Source organism: Erysipelatoclostridium sp. MSK.23.31 (assembly GCF_019125875.1).
Lineage (GTDB): Bacteria > Bacillota_I > Bacilli_A > Erysipelotrichales > Coprobacillaceae > Thomasclavelia > Thomasclavelia ramosa.
Genome location: NZ_JAHOCB010000025.1, coordinates 22,223 through 35,261 on the forward strand (window position 1 = coordinate 22,223; position 13,039 = coordinate 35,261).

The window sequence follows — 13,039 nt, forward strand, 5'->3', positions numbered from 1 at the left end:
TATAATCAGTAACTGTATCTATATACTCTATTTTTAATTCTTTGTCTTTTTTAATTTTAAGATAAAGCCCATTAAATCCCTTTTTTATTTTTTTGGTGTTATCTAAAAAATAAATTCTTTTAGTATCATTCTCATTACTACTAATCTAGATATTTGTTTTACCTTTATTAGCATAATTTAATAAATAATCAAAAAACTGTTTTTGTATCAATGCTTCTTCCAAGGAAAGTTTAAATGGAACTTTATGCATTCTTGTCATATTTTTTAAAAATGGTTTGTTAGAATTTAATTGCATATTATAATTTGGTACTCCATACACTGTTTCATTTTCATAAGTGTTATAATCGTTACAGTTAAATATTTTTGTCAAAAGATAACGGTTTCCTTCATTAATATATTGATGATAATCTGCTTCAAAAAAAATCTTTAAATAATCTTTTTCATTATAATCAACACCATCCAAATTATAAATATATTGTTTTAACCACTGCTTATTTTGCAATAATCTTCTTTTATCAACTTCGCTGATATTTTGAGTCACAAAATTATACATCTCTAAATCTTTACCATTATACTTAGCTCTAGGATTACTTAATGCTAAAAAATATTTTTCAGTTGCATCATTAATTTTCTTTTTATTATTCAATTTTTCTTTTTTTACAAAATATGATAAATAGTTATTTGAAAGAATTAATTTATGAGGAAGATCAAAAGTTTTTTGGGTATCTATTACTTGACTTTGATAATCATAAAAACATAATTTTTCATATAGATCATCTTCAGGTTTTTCAATAAAACAATGATCTTTTTTTGAATATTTAATTTTTTCTACATCATAAGTACCATCATCATGTACTAAAACATAATCCCCGTCAGCCAAAATTATTGTATTTAAAACTAAATTTGTATTATCTTTAAGCTCTTGCTTAAAAATTCGTAAACATTCATCAAGCATTATATAACCTCCTTTCAATAATATATGTAATTAACAAATCCAAATCCTCTAGCGTTCATTTCTAACAAACCTGATCCGATTGCTAAAAAAGCTAATTTTTGAGCATTATCATTTTCTGCAATTTCTAATTCAATCATATCCCCTAATAATTTAATTCCTTTATATTTTCTCGATACCGGAACCTTATTTTTAAAATTAATTTGATAATATAATTGAAAATCTTCATTAATTTCTTCACCAGTTATATCTTTGTATTTTTTAATTAAATTAGTTTTTAATCGTTTTTCAAAATCCTCTGTTTTAATGCTGTTTTTCCAGTATCCCTGCTCTGTTTTTAAAATCACTGGTGTAAGTGTATATATTTTTTTGATTAATTTTGGTTTAATTATTTTAACCTCAGCGGTCAGACCTTGAAATTCTTTAGTCCGATTTTTAGCTAAAGTATCATATAAATATTGAGCTAATTGATAATCTAACGTTCTTATTCTAAACATATACGAATTATCTTTTTGATAAACCCCATTTTTAGCTAAAGGATACAAACTATCAAAAGTATAAAACTTATACTGATTAGTCTCATGTATACCTAAAAACATATTATCTTTAACCATTACACTATCAATAAAGTATGCTAAATAAGTCTGTGTTTCTTCAATTTTTATATCTTTCAATAAATATAATTTTATCTTTATTTCATATACATCCATCTCTATACTCTCCATTTTTTTACATATTTTTATTATAATATATATTTATCTCATAAGCAAAAGCGCTTACATTAATAACAACAAAAATTAACTGTTATTATTTTCTAGTAAAAATATTTTTTAATTATGTTTAATACTATATTAAATAGGCGTCTTTTTTAGGATTAATACTAATATTTATAGTATCTATATTTACATTTTTATTTTTTGATTAATTTTATTCTCACTTACGCACTTTTCCCCTTTTCATATCTTAATAAAAAAATATATATCAATACTTTTACCATTTTATATTTAAAAATATATTAACTTAGCCCCTTAAAAATCAACTACCTACTATTACTTTTAATCATTGCTCTAATAAAAAATATGTGATTATAATAAAAAAACCTATTAGAATTACAATCATAATGATTGTAATTTTCTATATAGGCTTATTATAATTATTTTATTAATATCGTAATAAATTTACAATGTGATATTGATTTAATTACTACACTATTATCAACAACATCTATTTGCTCAATCTTCTCTTCCTTTAAATTAGTATAATATGCTTCACTTATATCAAAATTAAAAGTTAGTTTATCACCAATATCCTGATGATCTTTACCATTAAATAGACGAATTATATATCCTTCACCATCTTCACTTTTTTTGATTGCACTAACAACTAAGTTATTTTCACTTTCAAATAATGAATTAGTAACTGGTAAAATTTGTTCCTCATCTTCTTGGGCAAAAATCAATCTGCCATTTAAAAAGTCTGCGTATTCATATACTTCAATTGGGGTGTTATATTCTTTGGCTAAAGTATCAATATTAGCATTATTAATATCACAGTTAAAAGTTGTAAATCCTAATTTAAAATCCATTTCTTTTAATAACTGGGCAGCTGGAGTTGCAATGATTCTTTCGCCTGAAGCTCGACCGGGGCGATAAACTAAATTTTCTTTACCCATAAAACCATATGTTCTAAACAATGTTAATCTAATTTGATTTCCTTGCTCACCAATGATTTCATATTCGCGAACCCCTTGGGGAATAACCGCAATTCCTCTATTTTTATCAGCAAGAGCAACATAGCTTTGCGTTGGTTCAATTGATATTGGTGGTTCTTGCCAAGTAGATTGATCATTGACCCAATTAGCTAATTCTTTTGGTTTTTCTGCCTTCTCCTGGTTTCCTAACCCTTCAAGATATAACTCCATTTCTTTATCATAAGTGTTTGGTCGTTTGATCAAACCAAACTGCTGATCAGCATAATTGAATTTAGTCGTCAGCGCACTATCAAATAAGATGCATAAACGATGTGATAATCCTTGATTATCGACATGTACGTTTAGATCAATTATATTTGAACCTTTTCTTAAAACCACTTCTAAAGTTACTGGTAACTTAATACTTGTCTGTTGTTTAGCCCGTTCTTGTAAATCAGCAGGAATATCCATTTTATAATTGATCGTTGTCTTTTGATAAAGACTAGAGCCAGTTATCTGGTAATCAAATTCACTGTTAATAGAAAATATTTCTAAATCCTGACGTGGCGGCGAGTAATTGAAGCTGTCACCATCATCACCATTTTCAACAAGAACAGCTTGATTTTGATAATGATAATCAGCTAGTTTATCATAGATATCAAGACTTCCTTGCTTATTAACTGTAATTTGATAATACTCATTTTCCATGCTTGTTATTTCTTGAAGATCGTCATTAGATTTATCATCCAAATCAATTGTATATTGCACATAACCTAATGCTGGTACATCTCTAGCTTCGATGGCAATCTTTGCTTGATAGACTACACTAGGCAGATAGATATTTTTACTAGGATTTAATCGAATTGTTTGTGATAAAACATAGTCAGTAAGATCTGTTTTTTCAATTACAGTATATTTAACATGATTACCATGATTATCCTTAATTGCAAAATTATCAGCTGGTAAATATGTTTCAAAAATAATTGTATCATTACGTTTTTTTGGTAATGTATTAAATAATGTTAAGGTGATCTCATTATTAGTTTTATTCTTGATTTTAGTTGCAATCAAACGTGAATGTAACTCAACTAAATTAACCGCAATATCCCGAGCTTGTTTATAGCGCATATATACATCTTCATTAGCGTTATCAGAAATACATGATCCAATTGAATCATGAGCTGCATTTTCAAATAACAATTTCCAAATCTCACTAACTGCACTATGAGGATAATCATTACCTAAATGATACGACATTGTTAACATCGGTTCTAAAATATTAGTAACATAATTTTGTACTTGCGTATTTAACACTTTCAAATCACTTCGTGATGAAAAAATCGATTTATGAATCCGCATATGCTTTGCAATTACTAATTCACCACTCACTTCTTCTAAATCAGGTTTTTCACTTTTTACATCTTTAATATAGTCTTCAACACAACTAATAATGTATTCATTATCAGGATCTTTTTCATTTCTTTTCTTAATCAAATCAGGAAGATTTTTACGAATTGGAGCCTGATCAAATCCATTAGGAAAGTAAATATGTTTTGTAGCACTACGGCTACCTGCTTTTTCAAAACATTCTTTTTGCCAAAACTCATCACTTGCTTTATCATCTTCAGGTATATTTCCACCAATATAATAACCAAAAGGAATTTGGGTAGTAAAAACAACACTGCCATCATCACCACGCCAATTATAATCGGTATGTTTGACCATATCATCACTAACGCCTCGCCAAAATAAAGTATCTTCAATTCCAAACTGGCGATATATTTGAGGCATATTACCTGACTGTCCAAATGAATCAGGAACATAACCCACATTCATATACTCTCCGAAAGTTTCACAACACTTCATTCCATAATACATATTTCGAACGATACTTTCACCAGAAATTACTAGTTGATCACTTTGAGTATACCAAGGTCCAATGATTAATTTTTTAGCTTTGACAAGTTTTTTAATTCTTTGTTTATCTTGTGGCATCCATTTAATGTAATCTTCTAATAATGAACCTTGAGCATCGACCATAAAATATTTAAAATCATTATTTGTCTCTAATGTATCTAAAACGTCTTTAAGATCTTTCATTAAATAAACTTTTGATCTTGAAGTTGTAAAATACCATTCTCGATCCCAATGTGAATGAGGGATCACATGTACTTTTCTTTTCATATTAACTCCTTTAATTTAATAGGAAGATTTTCATCTTCCTATTTTTTATTCAATTACTATTTCAATATCATCAACTGATATTGTCTCTTCTTCATCTTTATCATCATTAAAATCAACAACCATTGGTGCTACAATTGCAATAAATAAAGCTCCAACAATAATTCCAACAAGATAAGCCCAACCACCAGTGATTGAAACAAATCCATACATTCCTCCAACTGGCGGAATATCAGCAGTTGCTCCAAGTAAACAACAGATTCCTGCTCCTAAAGCTCCACCAATCATATTAATAGGAATTAAACGGCTAGCCTTAACTAATGTAAAAGGAATCGCTCCTTCGGTAATACCAATAAATCCCATAACCCAGTTACCTTTACCGGCTTCTTTAAAACTTGGTGAAAAACGATTTTTCTTAATTACAGTAGCAATTGCATATGCTAATGGGGGAATACAAATAGCACAATTAATATATACATTTGGTTGATAAATTCCTTCTGTCATTAAAACATTTCCAGCCATCCATGCTGACTTATTGATTGGTCCACCCATATCTGAAGCAATCATTGCTCCTAAAACTAATGAAAGGATCAATTGGCTAGTTCCACCACTACACATATCTCTTAACCACGATACTAAAGCATCATTAATTGAGGCTAGTGGAGTCGCAAGAATAACTCCCATAATTATAGCAACGGCACCAGTTGCTAAAAATGGTAAAATAACTAACGGCATCATTTGCTGCATTGAATCAGGTAATTTGATATGTTCTTTACCCCATTTTACAATATATCCAGCGATAAACGCAGCAATAACAGCTCCTAAAAAACCGGCTTTTGTATTACTAGCTAATGCCCCACCAATTAAACCAGCTCCAATAGCAGGTTTGTCAGCAATTGAAAAGGCAATGAAACCAGCTAACACAGTATTAACTAAGCCAATACCTGTCCAACCTACCTGCTCTAATAAATATAAGATGTGTAAGAACCCATCTTTTGTTGCATAAGCATCAAGACTATTGATTCCCATCGCTACCCCTATCAATTTTGGAATAGCCACAACTAGTGATGCCCCAATAATTAAAGGTAGCATATAACCAATTCCTGACATTATATGTCCTTTAGCATCTTTTAAAAACTTTTTCATTCGTTTTACCTCTCTTTTCATATTTTATGTTATAATGAGAGTACACACTACTCACTATAGTTTTGTGTATGCAATTTGACTCCGCCAAGTTAAATTGCTTTTTTATTTTTGTGTTGCTTGAACACATTTTTTTATGACCGCCTCCGGAGCTTTGATACAAGTTGTAATATCAATTCTAATTACCGGTTTTCCTTCAAAACGCTCCATTCCTAGAATTTTTTGATCTGATGCTACAATTACAAAAGCTGCTTCTTTAGCCTCTTCCTCAGTAATCTTGTTGACCTGACCCATACTTCCTTGCTGCTCCATTTTTAAATCATAACCTAATTTAGCTCCTGCTTTTTCTAAGGCTTTAGCTGCCATAGGTGTGTGTGCTAATCCCGCAGGACAAGCGGCAATACCAACGATTTTCATTTAATCTACCTCCATATTTTTTAATATATAATCTTTTAGCGCCGATTTATTAGTTGAAGATTTTACCGTATTCTTAAACTCATCTTCTAATAAACAAGTAGCTAATTTAGATATCATCTGTAAATGAAGATTTCCTTCATTTTGTTCAGGAACTAACAATGAAAATAAATAATTCACTTTTTTATCATCCATAGTTCCCCACTCAATTGCTTCATCAGTTCTTAAATATAAAATTGCAGCCTTTTTGACATGGTTACTACGTGCATGTGGAATTGCGAATCCATCTTGCAATCCTGTTGGAAATTCTGCTTCACGTTTTATTAAATCTTCAAGCAGTCCTTCTCGATTGTCACAAATATTATATTCATGGGCTTTGTCTGCAATAAACCCTAATAATTGATTTTTATTCGTCACTTTCACATCCAAAAATATATAATCTTCATTAAGCATTCCGTTACTACCTCCTTGCTACAACTATAGTCTATCTCGAATCTAAATTTATTTCAATCAATGCTATTTCCACTTATTAACGGAAACTTTTACTTTATAAACATCAAGATTTCCATTTTATTTTGGAAATAATTTATTTGCATAAAAAAACAATTATCTATACAATATAGACATAATAAGGAAGGAATCGTGATAATGATGTTTCCATACAATCGTTTAAATGAAATATTTGACTATGTCAGACAAGATAATATAGTATCTGCAAGTCAGTTATCAGTTCTATTAAACATCACAGATAGAACGATCCGTAGTGATATTCAGGCAATTAATGAAATTCTTGAAAAAAATGGAGCAAAAATAAAATTAAAAAGAAAAGCTGGATATTATATTGAGATCAATGATCAAGAAAAATATAATACTTTTTTATGCTCAATAAAACAAACAAGAACTAGTAATTTAGAATTAGACAGTTCTCAAGATCGGATTAAATATTTATTAAATTTATTATTATATAGTGATGAATATATGAGTCTAGATGATTTGGCTGATAATATCTATGTGAGTAAAAATACGTTACAAAACTATATTAAAACTTTAAAAGCTATTTTTTCAAAATATAATCTTGAATATATCTCAAAAACTAATGTCGGGGTCAAAATAATTGGTAATGAAGATGATAAACGCAAATGTCTAGTTGAAAATGTTTTATCGTACAACTTTCAAAACTATGTTACCGGCTTTACAAAAGATGAATATACTCTTTTTGAGGGAATTGATCTAGATCTTCTTAAACAAATTATCTCTAATAAATTAAAAAATGCACATATAAAAACAAATGATTTTAATTTTAAAAACCTAATCATCCATTTTGCTTTAATGATCTCAAGAATTCAATTTGACTGTTATATCAATACGAACAATACTATTAAAATTGATGATAATTATACTGATTTTATTGATGATATTGCAAATGAAATTGAGTATACTTTTAATATTACGATTAGTGAAGGTGAAAAAAAATATATTTATTCACATTTAGTAGCCAATACACAATTAAACGACTTAGTCGATAATGATAATAAAATCAAGGAGTTAGTAGAAGAATTATTGAATAATATATATTTTGATTATAATTTTGATTTGCGTAATGATGAAATTTTGTCACATGACCTCTTTTTACATTTTAAATCTATCTTAAATACTAAATCATTTGCGTTAAATAAACGAAATCCATTATTAAATACCATTAAAACTAATTTTCCTTTAGCATTTGATATTACTTTAACGTGTACCGCAAAAATCTTTAATAAGCCACCCTATATTTTAACTGAAGATGAAGTTGGTTATGTTTCTTTGCATATCGGAGCTGCGATTGAGCGTTGTTTTTCAGGAAGCCTTCAAAACAAAAGTGTTATTTTAGTCTGTGGTTCTGGTCAAGCTACAACAAGAATGTTAGAAGCTAGATTAAATGTTTTCTTTAAAGATAAGATAACAATTGTTCGTAAAGCTTCATATAACGAATTTATTAATTATACAAAAAGAGAATTATTGAATATTGACTTTGTTATTTCTACAATACCATTAAAGAGTGAACATATTCCTACCATTACTGTTGACTTTGCTTTAAATAATCAAGATATCGAAGCAATCTCTAAATTTCTAACATCAATTTCTTTAAATAAAATGAAGAAATCAAATAAATTTTTTGATAAAAACCTCTTTATTCATTTAGATGGAATAGACTCTAAAGAATCTTTATTAAAACAAATGTGTCAATTAATGGAAAAACAAAATATTGTTGATAGCAATTATTTTGATTGTGTTATGGAACGTGAAAATTTAGCAAAAACTAATATGAATGAAGTATTTGCATTACCACATCCTATGCGCCTATGTGCTAAAGATACTAAAGTTGCTGTTGCTATCATCGATAAACCATTAACCTGGTATCAACAAGATACGGTTCAGATTATCTTTTTACTAGCAATAAAACAAGGTGACCAACAAGACATTGAGCACCTTTATGATATCTTTATTGAAATTGTTAATAATGCTAAGTTACAGCAAAGTATTATTCATAGTTATAATTATGATAGTTTTATTAATAATTTATTAGAGAATATGGAGTAATCTTATTAAGACTCAAACATCGACCTATTTTGGTGTTTGAGTTTTTTATTTATAAAATCTTTTGCATTTCCTCAATTAAAACTTTACGGGTTGGATATTTATCAACTATTTGTATAAAAATACTATTACGTTAAAACGTAACAACTCTATTGCAACACTATTTTTTAATAAAAATTGTAATAACATATATCATTTATTAAAAACTTTTCCTGATAATGAAATTATGGAACTCGATGAAGAGCTGTTAAAAAGTTTAGGTAATAAAATATGGGAATTTGATGGTGTTTATAAAAATTGGAACACATATAACGAACTTATTGATAAAATTCCTTATACAAATCACCACACAAATATTGTTTTTAGTATATTTAATATTAATAAAGATTTTTCATTATTAGAAATAGTAGACTTTTTTAAATCACTGGAACAAAAAGGTTACAATAATGAAAACATGTATTTTATCATTAGTTTATGTAATGATAACATTAATAAGTATGCTTTATTATACACTATCTAAATATAAAGAAAGTACACATATTAATATTTTATATCTCTTTTCTTTAAATAAAATCCTATTGTTGATATAATAGCTTCTAGGAGTGTGAATTAAATGAAAACAGTAAAAGTAGTAGCTGCGATTATAAAAAAAGATAACAAAATACTAATTGCCAGTAGAAAAAAAGGGGAGTTTGCTGGCATGTTTGAATTTCCTGGAGGAAAAATTGAACCTGGAGAATCTGGAGAACAAGCTCTTATTAGAGAAATTCAAGAAGAACTAGAAACAACAATTATTATTGAAGAATTTTTTATGAATGTGAATTATAAATATCCAACATTTATCTTAGATATGGATTGCTATTTATGTACTTTAAAAGATAATCATATTAAACTAAATGACCATAACAGTATAAGATGGATTTCATTAGATGAACAAAATATTAATTGGATTCCCGCCGACATACAAATATTTGATACATTAAAAAAACGAGGAATTTTACATGACACTAACAATTGATTATCATAAAAATTTAAATGCGCTAAATACAGTTGATAAAACATACCAACCCCAATTGTTGTTTAATGATTATAAACAAGGTATGAAACTATCTCATGAACTTGTACAACAACTAAACTCTTGTGATAGTTTTGAATTATCAATTGCCTTTATCAGCATGTCAGGACTTGCAACAATCAAACAAACTTTATTAGATTTGGAAGAAAAGAATATTCCTGGAAAAATAATTACTTCCACGTATCTAGGATTTAATGAGCCCCGTACGTTTCAAGAATTACTTAAATTTAAAAATTTAGATGTTAGAATTTATGATGATGAAAAGGCTGGTTTTCATCCAAAAGGATATATTTTCAAAAAGGAAAATACTTTTAATATTATTGTAGGAAGTTCAAATTTAACCCAATCTGCTTTATCAATAAACCAAGAATGGAACTTAAAGTTTTCATCGACCAATAATACAAATATTGTTGAACAAATAAAAAAAGAATTTAATCAACAATGGGAAAACTCTATTTCTTTAACAAATGATTGGATTGAAGAATATAAAAAAAATTATGTTAAACCTATTAAATCAGTTACTAATATTATAAAAAAAGAAATAAAACCTAATAAAATGCAACGAGCTGCATTAGATTCATTAAAATCAATTAGAAACGAAAATAAAAATAAGGCTTTACTTATTTCTGCAACCGGTACAGGCAAAACATTTTTAAGTGCTTTTGATGTGAAAAATGTTAATCCCAAAAGAATGTTATTTGTTGTCCATCGAGAAAATATTGCTAGAACAGCAATGTTGTCATTTGAAAAAATAATAAATAATCATAGTTTCGGTGTATTCACAGGTAACAATAAAGATATTAATGCTGATTATATATTTTCGACAATCCAGACAATTCATAAAAAAGAATATCGTGAAATGTTTAATCCAAATGATTTTGATTATATCATTATTGATGAAGTTCACCGTGCTGGAGCTAATTCATACCAAGAGTTAGTAAACTATTTCACCCCTAAATTCATGTTAGGTATGTCTGCAACACCAGAGCGTAGTGATGATTTCGATATTTATAAAATGTTTGATTATAACATTGCGTATGAAATTAGACTACAACAAGCAATGGAATATGACTTATTATGTCCCTTTCATTATTATGGTATTACAGATATTCAAGTTAATGGAGAATCACTGGATGATAAAACAGATTTTAACAATCTTGTTTCCAAAGACCGAGTTAAGCATATAATAGAACAAATAAATCGTTATGGATATTCAGGCGATCGTGTTCGGGGATTAGTTTTTTGTAGTCGTAAAGATGAAGCAACGGAACTATCTAACTTATTCAATACCCGTGGTTACAAGACTATATCTTTAACCGGTGAAAATACTGAAGCACAACGCCGTGATGCGATGAACAGACTTGAAAGTGATGATTTAGTTAATTGCTTAGATTATATTTTTACAGTAGATATATTTAATGAAGGAATTGATATTCCTAAAGTTAATCAAGTTATCATGCTACGTCCAACTGAATCAGCAATTGTTTTTGTTCAACAGCTAGGACGTGGTCTACGTAAAGATCCTTCTAAAGAATATGTTGTTATTATTGATTTTATTGGAAATTATGAAAAGAACTTTTTGATTCCTATTGCATTAAGCGGTAGTCTAAGCTATAACAAAGATACTTTAAGAAGATTCGTAAGTGAAGGTTCTTTAATTATTCCAGGTGCATCAACAGTTAATTTTGATTTGATTTCTAAAAAGAAAATTTTTGAATCGATTGATAAAGCAAATTTTAGTGATATTAAAATCATTAAGGAAAGTTATCAACAATTAAAACAAAAACTAGGTAAAATTCCTAGTTTAAAAGATTTTGATAAATATGAATCTATTGATGTCTTAAGAATTTTTCAAAATAAAAATTTAGGTTCATATCATAAATTCCTAACAAAATACGAAAAAGAATATAATGTTAAATTCAGCTCTGTTCAAGAACAATATCTTACTTATATCTCAACCAAACTTGCATCAGGAAAACGAATTCATGAATTAGAAGCAATTAAAATTGCAATTGAAAAACATACTAATTTACTTGATAATTTAAAAGAATCTTTGTTGAATAACTATAATCTTAATTTACCTAAAATAACTTATCAGACAATCATTAATATTCTAAGTCAAAATTTTGCTACTGGCTCATCAAAAGCAACATTTAAAGATGCTATATTTATTGATGAAAACCTCAATACTTCTGCACAATTTAAAATGTTATTAGCTGATCAAGAATTTAAAAAACAAATAATTGAATTACTCGATTTTGGAATAAATCGTTATAAACAAAATTATACGAATACATATAAAGATACCTCACTATGCCTATATAAAAAATACACTTATGAAGATGTTTGCCGCTTATTAAATTGGGAAAAAAATTTAGTTCCACTTAATATAGGTGGATATAAGTACGATAAACATACCAACACTTTTCCTGTGTTTATTAATTATGATAAAGAAGAAGGCATTAGCGAATCTATCAAATACGAGGATAGATTAGTAGATCAAAATACTATAATTTGTTTTTCTAAGCCAAGGCGTACGATTGAATCCGAAGATGTAGTTAAAATATATAGTGAAAAAACTAATCATGTTAAAATCCATCTATTTATTAGAAAAAATAAAGATGATGAAGCCTCTAAAGAATTTTACTATTTAGGTCTAATGCACGCTTATGGCGAACCAATTCAAACAACTATGTCCAATACAAACAATAATGTTGTTCAATTTACTTATAAATTGGAAAATGAGATAAGAAAAGATATTTACGACTATATAACAAATAACGATTAGATCAAATAAAATCTAATCGTTATTTTACATAACTACATTACATTTAAAATTACACTTGAAAATAGGCTTATGACTAAAGAAATAATATTAAATTAATGATAAATTTAATATTATTAAAAAAATCTTCCTTGCTTCAATCTCATCATAATCATTTGAAAGCATTTTGATTAATTGATGATATTTATTTAATCACATATTTACTCTTTCAATTTTTAA

Annotated in this window: 10 protein-coding genes; 4 read left to right on the forward strand and 6 right to left on the reverse strand. The window is 27.8% G+C overall.

The genetic code is table 11. The annotated features are described in order from the left end of the window. Nucleotides 1-145: 145 nt before the first annotated feature. From KSU54_RS18910 to KSU54_RS11715, 6 genes are all read right to left on the reverse strand, one after another. Nucleotides 146-955 carry a hypothetical protein gene (locus tag KSU54_RS18910; RefSeq protein WP_226814627.1) on the reverse strand — a complete coding sequence of 270 codons (810 nt, stop codon included), beginning with the start codon at nt 953-955 and terminating at the stop codon, nt 146-148. A 14-nt stretch (nt 956-969) separates the two neighbouring features. Continuing rightward, a complete protein-coding gene (gene cas6, locus KSU54_RS11695; RefSeq protein WP_040434346.1) occupies nt 970-1,662 on the reverse strand; it encodes a CRISPR-associated endoribonuclease Cas6 in 693 nt (230 codons plus the stop codon). 443 nt (nt 1,663-2,105) lie between these two features. Next, nucleotides 2,106-4,826, reverse strand: a complete 2,721-nt coding sequence (mngB, locus tag KSU54_RS11700; RefSeq protein ID WP_003538004.1) for a mannosylglycerate hydrolase — start codon at nt 4,824-4,826, stop codon at nt 2,106-2,108. Between the two features lie 45 nt (nt 4,827-4,871). Continuing rightward, complete coding sequence (locus tag KSU54_RS11705; RefSeq protein WP_008793022.1) at nt 4,872-5,969, reverse strand: PTS fructose transporter subunit IIC; 1,098 nt, start codon at nt 5,967-5,969, stop codon at nt 4,872-4,874. 102 nt (nt 5,970-6,071) lie between these two features. Beyond that, nucleotides 6,072-6,383, reverse strand: a complete 312-nt coding sequence (locus KSU54_RS11710) for a PTS fructose transporter subunit IIB (protein WP_003538002.1) — start codon at nt 6,381-6,383, stop codon at nt 6,072-6,074. Then, entirely contained in the window at nt 6,384-6,833 is a 450-nt protein-coding gene (locus KSU54_RS11715; protein ID WP_003538001.1) for a PTS sugar transporter subunit IIA, read from the reverse strand. It abuts the gene before it with no gap. A gap of 195 nt (nt 6,834-7,028) precedes the next feature. On the opposite strand from KSU54_RS11715, the gene KSU54_RS11720 reads away from it, so the two are divergent. The 4 genes from KSU54_RS11720 to KSU54_RS11735 all read left to right on the forward strand — a co-directional run bounded on the left by KSU54_RS11720 (nt 7,029) and on the right by KSU54_RS11735 (nt 12,823). Continuing rightward, nucleotides 7,029-8,963, forward strand: coding sequence for a BglG family transcription antiterminator (locus tag KSU54_RS11720; RefSeq protein ID WP_003538000.1), 1,935 nt, complete (start codon nt 7,029-7,031; stop codon nt 8,961-8,963). A gap of 223 nt (nt 8,964-9,186) precedes the next feature. Next, nucleotides 9,187-9,480 (forward strand): hypothetical protein, encoded by a 294-nt coding sequence (locus tag KSU54_RS11725; RefSeq protein ID WP_226814621.1) that lies wholly within the window; start codon nt 9,187-9,189, stop codon nt 9,478-9,480. Between the two features lie 93 nt (nt 9,481-9,573). Next, on the forward strand, nt 9,574-9,978 hold the full coding sequence (locus KSU54_RS11730) for a (deoxy)nucleoside triphosphate pyrophosphohydrolase (protein WP_003537997.1): 405 nt from the start codon (nt 9,574-9,576) through the stop codon (nt 9,976-9,978). After that, nucleotides 9,962-12,823, forward strand: a complete 2,862-nt coding sequence (locus KSU54_RS11735) for a DEAD/DEAH box helicase (protein ID WP_003537996.1) — start codon at nt 9,962-9,964, stop codon at nt 12,821-12,823. The genes KSU54_RS11730 and KSU54_RS11735 overlap by 17 nt, the downstream gene beginning before the upstream one ends. Nucleotides 12,824-13,039: the final 216 nt, after the last annotated feature.